The sequence below is a fragment of the Methanosarcina vacuolata Z-761 genome (genome assembly GCF_000969905.1).
Classification (GTDB): domain Archaea; phylum Halobacteriota; class Methanosarcinia; order Methanosarcinales; family Methanosarcinaceae; genus Methanosarcina; species Methanosarcina vacuolata.
Genome location: NZ_CP009520.1, coordinates 1,339,605 through 1,354,068, shown reverse-complemented (window position 1 = coordinate 1,354,068; position 14,464 = coordinate 1,339,605). Strand labels below are relative to the sequence as shown.

Genomic DNA, 14,464 nt, shown 5'->3' with positions numbered 1-14,464 from the left:
CCTTTTTTCAGAAAGATAATTTACTGGATTTAATTCAGGAAAATACCTTTTCAAGTCTTTCAAGAGCTTCCCTGATTCGGTCAATCGATGTTGCATAGGAAATCCTGACGAAATCCTCACCAGACGAACCAAAAGCAATTCCAGGAGTAACTGCCACCTGAGCTTCTTTCAGGAGACGTTCTGCAACCTGAGTCCCGTTTCCATACTCGCTGACATTAGCAAAAGCATAGAAAGCTCCATCGGGCTTTTTACATTCAAACCCCATCTTATTCAGGCCGTCGATAAGGACATCGCGGCGTACCTTAAAACGGTCAACCATTGCTTTAACGCTGTCCTGAGGGCCCTGAAGGGCTTCAAGTCCACCGTACTGAACAAACGTAGTCGCACTACTTACCGAATGAGACTGAATTTTAAGTAGAAGTTTGAGAATTTCAGGAGGAGCAGTCAGATAGCCGAGTCTCCAGCCTGTCATGGCATATGCCTTGGAAAAACCATTTACGGTGATAGTTCTTTCCTGCATTCCATCAAGGCTACCAATGCTGATATGCTCCCTGTCATAGATAATTTTCTCATAAATCTCATCTGAAACTACTATGAGATCATGGTCAATTGCAAGATCCGCGATACAGTGCAAAGTCTTTTTCCCGAAAACTCCACCTGTTGGATTTCCCGGACTATTTACAACAATGAGCTTGGTTTTATCAGTGATGTATTCTTCAAAATTGTCAGGGATGAAACCTTTTTCAGGGACTGTCGGAACCCAGACTGTTTCCGCCCCTGCAAAACGTATGCATGCGTCATAAGTTACCCATGAAGGATTAAACAATAGAGCCTGGTCCCCATCATCGAGAACGCCCATCATTACCTCAAAAATTCCCTGTTTTGCTCCGGGGGTGACAAGTACACCTGCTTCGGTTACATCGAGGTTATTTTCCGTTCTCAATTTTTCGGCAATGGCGGCCCTTAATTCAGGAATACCTCCAGAAGGGGCATAGTGGGTTTTTCCCTCATACATAGCCTTTGCCGCAGCATCGCAGATATTCTTAGGGGTATTGAAATCAGGTTCACCAAGGCTGAAATTGATTACGTCTGTACCCTCTTTAATCATTCTGGTTGCAATATTGGAGATCCTTATCGTTGCGGATTCTTCTACACGCTTGAGCCTTGCGGATGACATAGGGATGGTCCTGGTTTATTACATTTGCTAGTTTATTTAGATAATATAACATTCACAGCCGCCGCACCAGCTTTACTGCAGCTTCAACGGCCCTCTTTGCATAGTCCACACGTTCATGAGCCGCCATGCGGGTCATACCTGGGCCAGGAATTCCAAGAGTTACAGGCTTATTGAACTCAAGAGAAAGATCCATGATCTTCCTTGCAGCGTGCTGCATAACCACCTGGTCATGGTCGGTATCACCTTCGATTACAGATCCTATAGTAACCACGGCATCGATGTCTTCCCTCTGGCAAAGCTTCTTGATCGCAAGGGGCATGTCAAAGACTCCTGGGACAAGAATAGTCTCTTTAACTGTTGCCCCCAGGAACTCCGCATGTTCTCTTCCAAGCAGTTCCATCTGATAGGTCAGATCCCTGTTAAATTCAGCTACAACAAATCCTAGGCTGATAGTCATCTGATAAGGTCTCCAGTCTTGTTTTTACATAAATTGATTCACGTTCATAATGGGCCTGCGTCCTCAAAGCCTTGCCTTTGGCCGGTACCGGCTTCTCGAATTAGCTTTTCAGGCTTGAAGAGCAGTTTGATTACATTTAAAGCGTGCTCTCGGGTCCTTCTGTCCATAAGGAAAGCAAGTTCCTTTTCATCCTTTCCTTCATTTTCATGGACAAAGACCTCGATAATATGGGTATTGGTCATGAGCTGGGCCATAATAATGCCCTGAGAAGCTTCATGAGCACAGATTTTGTCCTGTTCCTTAGCTCCAGGCATACCAAGAGCCATAACGATATCGCACCCTTCTTCTTCAATAAGTTTTTTGGCTGCGACCGGAAGGTCCTTTATCCCTGGCACAGTAACTCTTTTGATTTTTACAGACACATTTTTTTGTATCTCATCAATTGCCGCACGCCCCATATTATAGCGTGCGAATGTGGTATCTGCAATTCCTATTGTGGGCATGTAAATCCGATCGGAATTTCGGTTAAAATCTTATAAGGGTTTTCCTGAAAAGAGCTGGTAGATATTGTTCTACCTGTATCAAATCCATAATTATCCTTTTCAGGCTCTGTCAAGAACCCTGGTTGCAGCTTCTGTACCTGCTCCCAGGAGATCAACGTAACCACGCTTATTCAGCACGATCTCCAGCTGCGGGGTGGTCGAAAGCACATCTCTTCCGGTTGCATTACCCATGCAGCCTATTCTGAAAATCTTGTTTTTAAGACGTTCCTTCCCGCCTGCAATAATTACTCCTCTTGCCTTCATATCCCTCTTTATATCCTCACCATTAACACTTGTGGGAGCCTTCATAGAATACAACTGGGACAACGTCCGCATAAATAGCTGCAATATCTTTAAACCGCTCTCCGAACTTTCCGTTTTCTATGGGAATAACTTTGTCTCCGCTCCCATCCAGAGAACCTACAGCAGCTTTCATTCCCGCCGTTCCCGAATCGCTTAGCACGAAAATATCATTCTTTGTCTGGAAAACGCTGGAAAGAATTTCCCCGCAATCTGTATAGATTCCGGCAAACTCCGCACTTCGATGGTTGCTCATCGGTTTTGACACAGCTCTAAGGACTCTGGGTGTAACAGTTACGGGGCCAGGCATCATGAGAAGGGTATCTTCCAGATCCATATATCATGCTCCACATTTTTTAAAAATTTAATTTAGTATATAATTAAATTTTAATATTTGATTTAATTAATCCGAGTTTATTTTTTGATTTAATCCAAGTTTATTTTTTGATTAAATTAATCCGAGTTTATTTTTTAATAGAATTTAATATTTGTCCTTAAATCTAATTCAAATTATTTTTGAGTTAATATAATATTAGATTGTAGTTATAAAGTGTTTTAATATTTCCGTTTATATCTGTTTAAAGAGTTTGTATTACACTTACAGTAGTAAAATACTGCAAATTTGAAATAATTCAGAGTAATATCGTTGTGATACGGTATACTTAAAAGGCCCTGCAGTATCTTATTCAAGTAGTTTGTCACAGGACTATATCAGTTAAGTTATTTTGCATGGTTAAGCATTATTCCGAGTTAGAGATCAGGTTTAATTGGATTCTAGTATATAATTATGTGCTTTTCAAACCCTGATCCCGAATACCGCTCTATAAGGAGAACGGATTTTGCCAATCAGCCCTGGAGAAGCGTCATTACATCATGTTTTGTCACAACGCCGATAACTGCCCCTTTTTCTACGACCAGTACGGCAGGATTTCCTTCCAGCATGTGCGACACGACTGAGATAGAGATACCTGGAGACACTGTTGGGAAGGCCTCTCCCATTATCTCAGAGACTTTCATCTGGGAAATTGATTTTTTCTTACTTTCGGCCATCAATTTCACTATCATGTCTTCGGAAACACTTCCAACCGGAATGCCACCATCAAGTACAGGGACCTGTGAAAAACCATGCTTCTGCATCAAGTTTACTACTTCTTCCACAGAATCGCCTGGAGAAACATGAATTACAGGGGAATGCATAAGATCTATTATAATAATCTGCTGTTCCTTTTCAACTTCCTCAAAAGCGTCAAGGATTTTCCTGACAGTCGAAAGCCTGGGATCTACGTCTCCCGATTCTATACGAGCTATAAGGGGCTGACTTACTCCTGCCCTTTTAGCCAGATCGCTCTGGGTAAGCCCGAGTTCATTTCTTCTTTTTTTAAGATCTTCGGGTGTTGGAAGCTGCATGTATATTACCGATAGTAATTATTATATTTAATATCATTGGTTAACATAATTTGTGAAGTTAAAAAATAGTTGATATTAAATTCAGAGAATTATTCTCGGAAAAACTCCACAACATAACAGGTGATATTAAATTAAGAGGATTTTTCTCGAAAAAACTCTATGACATAACTGGGTAAAAATGGAAGTTAAAAATATTCAGTTTAAAAACAGATAATGCAAACACTGTATTTAAAAAATTAAATAAGTTGTGACTGAAGATCCAGTTTCTTTTATTGCTTTAAGGAAGTGTTTCTGCTTAACATTTTTTGTATGAAGATCCTCACCAGAACAAGCCTTCAGAACAAACCTTCTCACCTTTTTACATACGGCTGCAATGTCTGCACCTGTATACTGATTGTTCATAGAAACGAGCTTTTCGATATCAATATCCTCTACAGGCTCCATTTTTCGGTATGGACTTTGAAGATCTCCCTGCAAGCTCCCTCATAAGAGGTCGGAAAAAAGATCAGTTCATCAAAATGTCCTGGCAGGATAAGTGCAGGATCAATGACGTCAGGGCGATTGGCTGCACCAATTACTACTCAGCCCTGAGTTCTTCAAACCCATCTATTTCTGAGAGAAGCTGATTAAGGATTCTTGCCGTAACCTGAAGCTCAATTATAGAAACCCTGCGAGTGGGCGCAAGTGAGTCAAGTTCCTCCAAAAAATTATTTAAAGAGCGCCCTGCCTTGCCCGTGTAAAAGACCTCAACTATCGCCTATTCGGTTAATGCCTTTTCCAACATCCCTTTGATCGGCTTCTGCAACTTTCAATTTTATCGTCTTTTTATCGCTATCGACCAAATAATACCCCCATCTAGCAGTAAAAGTGTCAGGACTTTGTGAAAAGATCAACAGCCCTCGGATAGGTCAGCATCAGTCGCTTACCTTTTTTGCCTCCTCATCAAGTTTCTTTAAATTGGTAGGGATAGGGTTTTCTTTGAGCAGCTTTGCAAAATATGCCAGATTGTGTACCATATATCTGGCTGTCCGATTTGTATAGAGATGCTTATCTCCTCCAGCTTCTATGTAACTTGGACCCGGACCGGCATCACCAACCCAATAACAGTCTGCATTTGGAGGGACAGTGCAGCCCAGATGAGTAAGGCTAAAGAGTATAGTTGAACAGACATCGTGTGCCCCATCCTCGTTTCCTGTAACTATGACTCCTGCAGCCTTTCCATAAAGAGGATACTGACCGGTTTTGGGATCCCCTTCCATATAAGTTCCATCCAGCCTCTCAATTACCATCTTTGCCACAGATGAGAGAACTCCAAACCAGATGGGAGTTGCTATAACAAGAATATTACAGGCTTTTATCTTCTCAAGGATCAAGGGCCATTCATCGCCTCCTCCTTCATCTGAGGAAATCCCAAAAGCCACGTTATGATCCACAACCCTTATCACTTCACTTTCAACACCAAGTTCATCGAAGATAGCTACTGCCTTGTCAACAAGAGCGCGAGTATTTGATACCCGAGGCGATTTTTTCAGAGTGCAGTTTAAAAAAAGTGCCTTAATCACCATAGTATATATGTTTCCAAACTGCTTTTATTTATATGAGGGCGCATTATAATTTAGAAATGCTATTTCGAATTACTCACCAGGCGCTTATCCTCACCTGATCTTTGGGCTGAGTTACATAAGAGTAACTCAAGAAAAAAGATGGACACGGAAAAAGTCGATTTCAAGTGTAATTTTAAGATAGTAAAAATGAAAAATTGAAAATAAAAAAGATGGGAAAATTTAATAGAAAGTAAAAAGATAAAAATCTTTTAGAGCTTGAGTTCCTTAGCCATTTCCTGAAAGACTTTTCCTTTGTCAGTAGTGATGAAAAGCCCATTTTCATGTCTGATAAGCTCTTTTTCTTTTAACATTTCAAGGTATTTCTGGGCGATATTGAAGTTCAGATTTACCTCATATACAATATGAGTTTTCTTGGCCCCGTTCATTGCGACTCTTAAAATATCTACTGCGATATCAGTCCTGCTCCTTCTCTTAATACTGACTCCCCCACGGTAGTTTATAAATAATCTTTGCAAGTAGTTACACTTTAAAAATATTAAAGCATATCTTTTTGTAGGTAACAAAGATTCTAAATCTTTATCGTTCTCCTTTCTATATAACAATTTCAGTTCTATATATAATGTCAAGTTATAAAGAAAAAAGATTTAAACGGACAAGTTCTCTATTACGGCTCGAAAAAAAAAGAAATTGCCAGAAATAAATTGGAAACAGCCCTCAGTTGATCTTTTCAAATAAAATTAGAATTAACAAAGAGTACATATTAGACACTAAAATCGTATAAAACAAAATAAGAAGTTGCGTAAAAAGATGCACTCATACCCTTCAAAATACTGAAGCGATTAGTGAATAATTTAGCTAAAGGAAGTTTTCCTGAGATTATAACTTTGCTTCATGCGTCTTCAATTAAGTGAAGAATCGTGACAAATTGCATCAATTTTCTCAACATTTTTTAAATATGTTACTAAATTATGAGCTGGAACAAAATAGTGATTTCATGTAAAGAGGCAAAAATTTAAGGCCGGCTTCTAATGCAAAATCGACAGTTATCAGGCGCAAAATCGACAGCTATCGGGCAAGAAAATTCTTTAATCCATGACCAATGAGAAAAAATTCAATACGGAGGTACCCAGAAGCTATGGCATTCCCACATACCACAGTTCTGGTACATTTTTAATGCATTTGCTGGAGTTTGGAGTAAAGAATATTTCGGTTAAGCCTGAAATTTTCTTTTTTAGTTTTCCAGAAGTACCGTGAGTTTCAGCCAGATATTCACATAGATTCTGCATGAATCCAGCAGTACTCTGTAATTTCATCTCAAAAGGATGAAACAATTTCTAGCGTTTTTTAATGTTTGTATTTTAATCCGTTTTTAATGTGCCATTTTTAGTTCATTTTTATGTCGTTTTTTATTTCACCGTTTTTATTATTGGTGGTAATTTTATCCCGTTTTTTCGTATAATTTTTTAATTATTTTAGTGGTCACTTTATCCGATTTTTCTTGCCATATTTGGTTATTACGTGATCACTTATCCCGTTTTTAACGCCATTTTTAATTTATTACTTGCCCTTTCGGAAGTATTCATTGTTCTTTCAGGCAATTCTTTTTTGTTGGATTTGTTCTTGTTAACTGGCAAGTGACTTATCTATGGTTTCAATAATATATAGCCCGATCCGCGTTGCTCTTGCAAAAGTTTCGGGAAAAAGAAAGAGCTACATGCAGGTCCTAAGGTAGAGTGATTTTTTAATGGCATTAAAATTTTCAATCGAATTTATCAAGGCTCATGAATCCTTTTAGAAACTCTTTTAAAATCTATTTCAGAATGTGTTCAAACTCAAAAATTTTTAAATATAAATTGGATATAACATAATCTTTTAATAAAAGTACTTTCTATAAATATGAGTTAACAATGAGCTCATCTTTGTGTGATACTATCTGGCTTTCTGAAAAAAGAAAAAATCTCCTTTTACTGCTTATGGAAGGTCCCAGGGACATTGAGCAAATAAAAACCTCTCTCAACGTGACCTCAAAGGCGATGATGCCCCAGATTAAGATCCTTAAAAAACAGGGCCTGGTCCTTCAGAAAGAGAACACTTATATGCTCTCGGAGATTGGAAAACTTGTCGTAGGAAACATGCTCCCTCTCCTTAATACACTTGAGGTCCTCGAGGAAAACAAGGAATACTGGACAAGCCGGGATACAAGTGTCATACCCCAGGAGCAATTTATGCGGCTTGGAGAACTGGGGGAGTGCATGGTAATCGAACCTGATCTTAACCATCTTTTTGACCTTCCAAGGGAATTTACTGAAAATCTTATAAAATCCAGATGCATCATGAGTTCGCTTTCTTATTATCATCCTCTTTATTCGTCGCTTTATTCCAGGCTTGCAAAAAGCGGAGCTGAAATGGAAATAGTGCTTACAAAAGCCGTACTTGAAAGGCTAAAAAATGACTGCAGAGACGAGCTGGAAACCCTGCTCGACTCCGAGAATACGGTTGTTAAAGTCTGCGAGGAAAACCTGAAGCTTCCGACAATTGCTGTTACTGAAAAATTCATGTATATCTGCCTCTTCGACAAGCAGGGAAAATACGACCACAGAAAAGTGATGAGTTTCGATGCAAGCGCTCTTCGCTGGGGAAGGGAGCTTTTCATACATTATAATGAATTGTCTCAAAAAGTAATCGAAATCTGAAGCATGCCTGGTCTTTACAGGTAAGACAGAAACAGGCCTTTCACCTTTCTTTCATAACTGGCTGGAGTTTTGACTATGAGATTTAATAATTTCCCCCTGAAATCAAAGCTAGTTATCTATATTGTTGTCGGGGTTTTTCTTGTTCTTGCAGTCTCTACGGCTGTGATCATCAGTACGGTCACTTCCCAGGAAGAAAAGCTGGCTTATCAGAAATCAATCGAAATGGCAAGCAGTTATGCAAACCAGTTCGACGCCGACATGAAAGCTAACAGCGCAGTTGCAAATACGGTTGCCCTTACAATGGAAAATTACAAGGCTTCCAACAGGACTGAGGTAATTGGCATCCTTAAGAATATCCTTGAAAAAAATCCGAATCTGATTGGGGTTTATGTGGGATATGAGCCAAACGCTTTTGATGGCAAAGATGCAGAATATATTAACGCCCCAGGACACGATGCAACAGGCAGGTTTGTCCCCTATTGTAATAAGATTAAAGGCAATCTTACGGTAGCGCCTCTTGTTAATTATGATTCTTCTGATTATTACCAGCTTCCCAAAGCCAGAGGAGAGGATGTCCTTACAGAACCGTACTTTTATGAAGGCATATTCATGGTCAGCCATGTTTCCCCGATTTTCAAGGATGGAAAGTTCGTGGGGATAGCGGGGGCGGATGTCCCTCTGAAATATATGGACGAGGTGGTGAGTAAGGTCAAGGCATTTGATACGGGATATGCCTTCATGGTAAGTAACACAGGTGTCCTGCTCTCTTACCCTACACACAAGGAATGGATCGGGAAAAAGAGTCTTTATGATTTTAATTCGAAAGAAATAGCCAGAGCCGCAGATGACATAAAAAATGGAACTGGCGGATATATTGAGACCGTGGACTCTACTACAGGCAAACCTGTTGTAATGTTCTACGAGCCTGTGCGAACCGGTGATCTCGCCTTTGTGCTTGTAATTCCAAAAGAAGAAATGCTTGCAGGTGTTGTTGATCTTCGGAACAGGCTTCTGGTTATTTCTGCGATTTCAATTCTCTTCATGGCTGCCCTTTCTTATATGATTGCCCTTTCTATCACAAAGCCGATAGATGAAATTGTTCAGGATTTCAAGAGTATCGCACAGGACGCAGTTAAAGGAAAGCTTGATGTCAGGGCAGATACGGATGTGGAGAGAGACATCAGGGAAATCCCTATGGGCCTGAATGAAATTCTTAAAGCTGTAATTGTTCCAGTCAGAGAGAGTATAAGAGTGACCAATGCTCTTGCAGAAGGAGAATTAAAAGAAAGGGTCAATTTAGATGTGCAGGGAGAGTTCAGAGAACTCGGAAATACACTTGATAAATTCTCCGAAACATTGAACAGTATTATCGATGATTCAAATGCAGTCCTTACTGCATTCCAGCAGAATGATTTTAAGCGACCCATCAGTATCCACGGGAAGGGAGATTTCAAGCTACTTACTGACGGGATCGAAGAAACCCGCCAGGCTCTTGATATGATTACAACCCAACGCATAGAAGCGGAAAAAGCCCTTCTGGACTATGCGAAAGAACTTGAGCGTTCCAACAAGCTTAAAGAGGATCTGGAAAGGGTTGTTAATACAAGTCCTGTAATCGTGTTTCTATGGAAGTATGAACCCATGTGGCCTGCAGAGTTTGTTTCGGAAAATATTACTCGGCTGGGTTATGAGGTGGAGGATTTTACCTCGAACAGGCTTCTTTATGGAGATATTGTGCATCCCGAAGACCTGGAAAAGATGGCTGTCGAACTTGAGATGAACGTTGAAGCCGGCTGCACGGACTATACCTCAGAATATCGGATTCTCACAAAATCCGGGGAGGTCCGCTGGGTTGACGAAAGGACAGTTATCCAGCGCAGCAAGGACGGCGAAGTCCATCTTCAGGGCATTATTCTGGACATAACCGAGCATAAGAAAGCCGAGGATGCACTTCTCCAGATGGAGGAAATTCGCAAAAAAGAAATCCATCACCGCATCAAGAATAATTTGCAGGTGATTTCCATGCTTTTATATCTTGAGTCCGGAAATTTTACGGACAGGGATGTGATCGAGGCTTTCAGGGACAGCCAGAACAGGGTCAAATCAATGGCTCTTGTCCACGAAAAACTGTACCAGTCCGAGGATATGGTAAGTGTGGACTTTGCGGATTATATTAAGAATCTTGTAGATTACCTGTTCCAGTCATACTCCCTGGACAGCAGGAAAGTGAGTTTGAAGCTGGATGTCGAAAAGGTTTTTCTGGGAATGGATACGGCTGTTCCCCTGGGAATAATTGTCAATGAGCTGGTCTCGAATTCCCTGAAACATGCTTTTGCCGGAGAGAAAGAAGGAGAGATATATATTGAGTTACACAGAAATAGAGAAAACTCTACCTTGCAGGAAAAGAATTATGATAACTCCGGAAACACAAAAGCCATGCCGCAGAATAATGAACAGACTGGCCTTAACGGCGTAACAGAGGACAGGGAGGAGAAGTTAACCCTTATAGTTAGAGATAACGGCAGGGGATTCCCTGAGAAACTGGACTTCCGGAATACAACTTCCCTGGGACTGCAACTGGTAACAACGCTTGTAGATCAGATTGAAGGGGATATTAGACTCGACCGGAGCAGGGGAACAGGTTTCGAGATTAGTTTTTTTAAGGAGATGAATTCTAAATAGTGTGATTGTCGGAAGGAAAAAAAATGGCAGAAGAAAGAAAAAAGGCGGAAGGAAGAATTCTGATCGTTGAGGACGAGCATATCGTTGCAATGGGAATAAAAAAAATGGTAAAGAGTTTGGGATACACGGTTACCGGTGTAGCCTCGTCCGGAGAAGATGCCATTAGCAAGGCTGAGAGTACTTTCCCTGATGTCGTGCTCATGGATATCATGTTAAAAGGTAATATGGACGGCGTAGAAGCTGCAGGTGAAATCAGGGAAAGGTTTGATGTACCGGTTGTTTACCTGACTGCTTATTCTGATAATAAGATTCTGGAAAGGGCTAAGAAAACTGAACCTTTCGGTTATATAGTAAAACCTTTTGATGAGAAAGATCTGCACAGCAGCATTGAGATAGCCCTGCACAGGCACAGGAAGGAAAAAGAAAAAACAGAATGATTCAGGACGAGATAGAGCAGAATGAAAGATATTCCGGGAAAGAGAAATACAGAATGAAAAAACAGCTTGAATGGCCAACAGCAAAGAAATAAGAAAGCCAGATGCCCAGGAAAAATCTCGTATCTGGCAGAAAACTGTTTTCCCGGGTTATTTAAGAAATCCTGAAATCTTCCGGACCGCCAAAGTTTACTTCTTTTTCTTTAAAAGCAAAGGCGCCCTCCTATTCTTCCGGCACCTTTTTCCCGAGATCTCTTTGAATTTTACCAGACAGTACTATTGAAATTTTTAATAGGATCAAAATATCCCTTGCCCCCGGACAAAGTTCTTCCCCTTCGACATGGACAGGGCCAGCTTAAAGTTCCTATTCTTTTGTAAGTACCATACGGGGTGGGTTATATACCTTAATTTATATAGGATTCAATGCAGGAAGCAATAGAGAAGTTTGCCTTCTTTCCCAGCTTTGTGAATAATTATTGAAATCGTAATTATTGAAATTTTTGAATTGCTTTCATAACTTAGAAATCGAATGTGTTCGAATGCTTCTGTTCCGGCCTATAATTTCATTGACAGATTGGAGGATTTAAGCCTTAAATAGTTAGGAGACCTGTTTCAAACCCAGTTCTCTGAAGCTGAATAAAGGTGTAACAGTAATATGGTAGAAGGAAGAATTCTGGTTGTTGAGGACGATCATATCGTTGCAATGGGAATACGGATAATGCTGAAGAATCTGGGACATACTGTTACGGGTGTAGTTTCATCCGGAGAGGAAGCTATTAGCAAAGCTGAAAGCACCCGACCTGATCTTGTGCTTATGGATATTATGTTAAAAGGTAACCTGAATGGCATAGAAGCATCAAAGGAGATAATTACCAGGTTCGGTATTCCAGTTGTTTACCTTACTGCCTGTTCGGACCGCCAGCTTCTCGAACAGATCTGGAATGTGGGGTCTGGATGTATTGTGAAACCTTTTGATGAAAAAGATCTGGAAAAAAGCATTGATATCGTTCTTTCGCGGTGCAGGTTAGAGGAAAAGGATGTGAAAGAAAACTCGCAAAAGCCTCAAAGTGATTCAGAAAAATTCAGGACTGCTTCGGGTTACCTGCCCGTTCTCAAATGTTTAAAGTAAACTTTCAGGCAATGTGCCGAGTTCTGTAAAATTACAAATTTTATGAGAGTTAAATATAAAATTCCACATGTTTTAATGGTGGATACAGCATTATCTCAGCATTATCTGTACCAATTTTCGTTATCTGTAAACTTAGTTATCTCATCTCACCATGTCATTCAACCACTATTATATATACTATACTGTCACTGCAAGGCGATTAGAGAACCAGGAAAGCTGCTCCCTTAAAACTGACCCAAAAGGCGAAGAATTAAGGGAGAGGTAGTTCACGAGATTGGAGAACTTAGAATTAAACCAGTACCTGTAATTCTGGAATATAGTGTCAATTTTATAATAATTAAAAACAGGTTAAATTAAATAATACCTCAGGTTACATTAAATCTTTTTTAAAGTCTCATACATTTTCTTGCTTATATTTCTTAGACCCGTACTTTTAATTTGCGAAAACTTCCCACTGAAAATCCATTTGTTGCAGGACTCAAGGCGTTAAGTTCATTTGCAGTCTCGCTTAGAGAAAGCATAAAGTCAGTCCTTATCCTGAAAATGAGCTCTTCAGGCTCTACGCAGCAAAAAAGTGTTGGTTCACCCTCGATTATCCGGACATACCCCTTCTTCTCCATTCCTCTGAGCGTTCCATAAACTTTAGATCTGGGGACTCCGGAACTTTCTGCAATTTCACTGGCTCGCGCTTGTTTAAGGCAGACAAGTACTGCGTAGATTTTAGCTTCATTTCTGGTAAAACCCAGCTTTTGAAGATTTTCTATAATTTTACGAGTCACTTCCTCCTCCTCCTTTCATCGACCTTATAATTAGATTTATTTAATTTGTTGACTAACCGCCTTTCTTAAAATCCTCACCATTGTCTCGAGACTCAGAACATAGTCCTCTATATCCTTTTCATCTACAAGCTTAAGCAGCTCATCGACGATCTGATTAGAATAATTATAACACTCTAATCCCTTTTCAGTCAGAGAAACAAGCACTTTCCTTCGGTCTTCAGGGTCAGTTTTTCGAAATACCAACCCTTTTTTCTCCAGATCATCAACCATTCGAGTGAGGCTGCTTTTATCCATACCTGTATACCTCCCTATGGTTGAGGGCATGATTTCACCTTCCATACCTATGATCTTGATTACCACGGGCTGATTCTTGCTTAAATTTTTGAATTTGCTAATGATTTTCTTCTGAAAAGTTTGTTCAAAAATAAAATTGTCAAGAGCATCTCTTTCCATCATCAGAAGAATTATTTTCTTCAGGGTTGCTTCATCCATTTTATTCACTGTTCCTTTTTACACCTGATTTTGCAATCAAAAGCATATTCTCAGGGAGTAATTTCCGAATATAATGAATTATAATAATATTGATTTTTCAATTATACGAAATTAAATAATTGAAAAATCAATAGTTGATAAATCAACAATATCATGAACATATTTAAGCTTCACGGTTTACATACACACAAAAAATGTATAAGGTACAAAACTGATTCTTTGTTTTGTGAAAAATCTAATTTTATGTTCCTTTGAACTCAAAAAACTCATTAACAAAGAGTCAATTGGAAGAAAAAGTTACAGAAATCTTTTAAAACACAAAATAAGAAGTTATATTTCTAGTGTCGGGTCAACCGCAAAATGTCGTATAAAATCGATTGCAATTATTCGGAATTATTGAATCCTTGAGGATTGACTCGACACTAGTATATCGATTCTCAAATATACACACAATAAGAAAATAAATACAGTTTATGACGCAAATATTATTTTAAAGTCACATGGAATTTTGTAACACGGAAAACGCAGCCGGTCGCAGAGTGATTCGATCTGGATATTACAACCATGGAAAACACGGAAAGCACGGAAGAAACACGCCTTTACTACTGATTTCCGTGTCTTCCGTGCTTTCAGTGGTTTTCAAAAAATTCGTTTCTGACATAATTTGGAATCGATGCACTAGAAACTAATTTTTCAGAAGGCCAAATACAATTAAAAGGTTTAAAATATAATCAGACTAAAGACTTAAAACCTGGCTGCAAATTGATTTTATCCTGATCTGCCCCACTATCACCCTTTAACTGGAGG

Annotated in this window: 16 protein-coding genes; 4 read left to right on the top strand and 12 right to left on the bottom strand. The window is 39.6% G+C overall.

Annotation, left to right across the window (positions count from 1 at the left end):
• Window positions 1–34: 34 nt before the first annotated feature.
• The 10 genes from MSVAZ_RS05800 to MSVAZ_RS21090 all read right to left on the bottom strand — a co-directional run bounded on the left by MSVAZ_RS05800 (window position 35) and on the right by MSVAZ_RS21090 (window position 6,074).
• Entirely contained in the window at window positions 35–1,177 is a 1,143-nt protein-coding gene (locus MSVAZ_RS05800; RefSeq protein ID WP_048119178.1) for a pyridoxal phosphate-dependent aminotransferase, read from the bottom strand.
• Window positions 1,178–1,229: 52 nt separating this feature from the next.
• Window positions 1,230–1,634 carry a 6,7-dimethyl-8-ribityllumazine synthase gene (gene ribH / locus MSVAZ_RS05795; RefSeq protein WP_048119176.1) on the bottom strand — a complete coding sequence of 135 codons (405 nt, stop codon included), beginning with the start codon at window positions 1,632–1,634 and terminating at the stop codon, window positions 1,230–1,232.
• Window positions 1,635–1,678: 44 nt separating this feature from the next.
• The gene (ribC, locus tag MSVAZ_RS05790; RefSeq protein ID WP_048119173.1) at window positions 1,679–2,137 is read right to left on the bottom strand and encodes a riboflavin synthase; all 459 of its coding nucleotides are present in this window, start codon (window positions 2,135–2,137) and stop codon (window positions 1,679–1,681) included.
• 99 nt (window positions 2,138–2,236) lie between these two features.
• Complete coding sequence (locus MSVAZ_RS21675; RefSeq protein WP_332310038.1) at window positions 2,237–2,440, bottom strand: hypothetical protein; 204 nt, start codon at window positions 2,438–2,440, stop codon at window positions 2,237–2,239.
• A 22-nt stretch (window positions 2,441–2,462) separates the two neighbouring features.
• Window positions 2,463–2,813, bottom strand: a complete 351-nt coding sequence (locus tag MSVAZ_RS21670; protein ID WP_048119166.1) for an alanine--glyoxylate aminotransferase family protein — start codon at window positions 2,811–2,813, stop codon at window positions 2,463–2,465.
• Window positions 2,814–3,322: 509 nt separating this feature from the next.
• Window positions 3,323–3,883: a CBS domain-containing protein gene (locus MSVAZ_RS05775; RefSeq protein WP_048119163.1), complete on the bottom strand. Its 561-nt coding sequence runs from the start codon at window positions 3,881–3,883 to the stop codon at window positions 3,323–3,325.
• A gap of 228 nt (window positions 3,884–4,111) precedes the next feature.
• On the bottom strand, window positions 4,112–4,327 hold the full coding sequence (locus MSVAZ_RS20780) for a hypothetical protein (protein WP_048119160.1): 216 nt from the start codon (window positions 4,325–4,327) through the stop codon (window positions 4,112–4,114).
• Complete coding sequence (locus MSVAZ_RS21665) at window positions 4,315–4,431, bottom strand: hypothetical protein (RefSeq protein WP_332310044.1); 117 nt, start codon at window positions 4,429–4,431, stop codon at window positions 4,315–4,317. The genes MSVAZ_RS20780 and MSVAZ_RS21665 overlap by 13 nt, the downstream gene beginning before the upstream one ends.
• A 366-nt stretch (window positions 4,432–4,797) precedes the next feature.
• On the bottom strand, window positions 4,798–5,448 hold the full coding sequence (locus tag MSVAZ_RS05765) for a flavodoxin family protein (RefSeq protein WP_048119157.1): 651 nt from the start codon (window positions 5,446–5,448) through the stop codon (window positions 4,798–4,800).
• Window positions 5,449–5,696: 248 nt separating this feature from the next.
• Window positions 5,697–6,074, bottom strand: coding sequence for a winged helix-turn-helix domain-containing protein (locus MSVAZ_RS21090; protein WP_231592465.1), 378 nt, complete (start codon window positions 6,072–6,074; stop codon window positions 5,697–5,699).
• A 1,281-nt stretch (window positions 6,075–7,355) separates the two neighbouring features.
• Here MSVAZ_RS21090 and MSVAZ_RS05755 point away from each other — a divergent pair.
• From MSVAZ_RS05755 to MSVAZ_RS05735, 4 genes are all read left to right on the top strand, one after another.
• Window positions 7,356–8,141 carry a helix-turn-helix transcriptional regulator gene (locus tag MSVAZ_RS05755; RefSeq protein ID WP_048119154.1) on the top strand — a complete coding sequence of 262 codons (786 nt, stop codon included), beginning with the start codon at window positions 7,356–7,358 and terminating at the stop codon, window positions 8,139–8,141.
• Window positions 8,142–8,216: 75 nt separating this feature from the next.
• Window positions 8,217–10,823, top strand: coding sequence for a histidine kinase dimerization/phosphoacceptor domain -containing protein (locus MSVAZ_RS05750; protein ID WP_048119151.1), 2,607 nt, complete (start codon window positions 8,217–8,219; stop codon window positions 10,821–10,823).
• 23 nt (window positions 10,824–10,846) lie between these two features.
• Complete coding sequence (locus tag MSVAZ_RS05745) at window positions 10,847–11,260, top strand: response regulator (RefSeq protein ID WP_048123738.1); 414 nt, start codon at window positions 10,847–10,849, stop codon at window positions 11,258–11,260.
• Between the two features lie 652 nt (window positions 11,261–11,912).
• Complete coding sequence (locus tag MSVAZ_RS05735; protein ID WP_048119143.1) at window positions 11,913–12,386, top strand: response regulator; 474 nt, start codon at window positions 11,913–11,915, stop codon at window positions 12,384–12,386.
• A 419-nt stretch (window positions 12,387–12,805) separates the two neighbouring features.
• On the opposite strand, the gene MSVAZ_RS05730 is transcribed toward MSVAZ_RS05735, so the two are convergent.
• Both MSVAZ_RS05730 and MSVAZ_RS05725 read right to left on the bottom strand, forming a co-directional pair.
• Window positions 12,806–13,165, bottom strand: a complete 360-nt coding sequence (locus MSVAZ_RS05730; protein ID WP_048119140.1) for a TrmB family transcriptional regulator — start codon at window positions 13,163–13,165, stop codon at window positions 12,806–12,808.
• A 36-nt stretch (window positions 13,166–13,201) separates the two neighbouring features.
• Window positions 13,202–13,657, bottom strand: coding sequence for a MarR family winged helix-turn-helix transcriptional regulator (locus tag MSVAZ_RS05725; RefSeq protein WP_048119137.1), 456 nt, complete (start codon window positions 13,655–13,657; stop codon window positions 13,202–13,204).
• Window positions 13,658–14,464: the final 807 nt, after the last annotated feature.

What these genes read in the sequence shown, in the direction of transcription:
- MSVAZ_RS20780 (WP_048119160.1), bottom strand. Translation starts at nt 4,327, where the DNA reads ATGGAGCCTGTAGAGGATATTGATATCGAAAAGCTCGTTTCTATGAAC.
- MSVAZ_RS21670 (WP_048119166.1), bottom strand. Translation starts at nt 2,813, where the DNA reads ATGGATCTGGAAGATACCCTTCTCATGATGCCTGGCCCCGTAACTGTT.
- MSVAZ_RS05755 (WP_048119154.1), top strand. Translation starts at nt 7,356, where the DNA reads ATGAGCTCATCTTTGTGTGATACTATCTGGCTTTCTGAAAAAAGAAAA.
- MSVAZ_RS05765 (WP_048119157.1), bottom strand. Translation starts at nt 5,448, where the DNA reads ATGGTGATTAAGGCACTTTTTTTAAACTGCACTCTGAAAAAATCGCCT.
- MSVAZ_RS05750 (WP_048119151.1), top strand. Translation starts at nt 8,217, where the DNA reads ATGAGATTTAATAATTTCCCCCTGAAATCAAAGCTAGTTATCTATATT.
- MSVAZ_RS05735 (WP_048119143.1), top strand. Translation starts at nt 11,913, where the DNA reads ATGGTAGAAGGAAGAATTCTGGTTGTTGAGGACGATCATATCGTTGCA.
- ribH (WP_048119176.1), bottom strand. Translation starts at nt 1,634, where the DNA reads ATGACTATCAGCCTAGGATTTGTTGTAGCTGAATTTAACAGGGATCTG.
- MSVAZ_RS05800 (WP_048119178.1), bottom strand. Translation starts at nt 1,177, where the DNA reads ATGTCATCCGCAAGGCTCAAGCGTGTAGAAGAATCCGCAACGATAAGG.
- ribC (WP_048119173.1), bottom strand. Translation starts at nt 2,137, where the DNA reads ATGCCCACAATAGGAATTGCAGATACCACATTCGCACGCTATAATATG.
- MSVAZ_RS21675 (WP_332310038.1), bottom strand. Translation starts at nt 2,440, where the DNA reads ATGAAGGCAAGAGGAGTAATTATTGCAGGCGGGAAGGAACGTCTTAAA.
- MSVAZ_RS05725 (WP_048119137.1), bottom strand. Translation starts at nt 13,657, where the DNA reads ATGGATGAAGCAACCCTGAAGAAAATAATTCTTCTGATGATGGAAAGA.
- MSVAZ_RS05745 (WP_048123738.1), top strand. Translation starts at nt 10,847, where the DNA reads ATGGCAGAAGAAAGAAAAAAGGCGGAAGGAAGAATTCTGATCGTTGAG.
- MSVAZ_RS05775 (WP_048119163.1), bottom strand. Translation starts at nt 3,883, where the DNA reads ATGCAGCTTCCAACACCCGAAGATCTTAAAAAAAGAAGAAATGAACTC.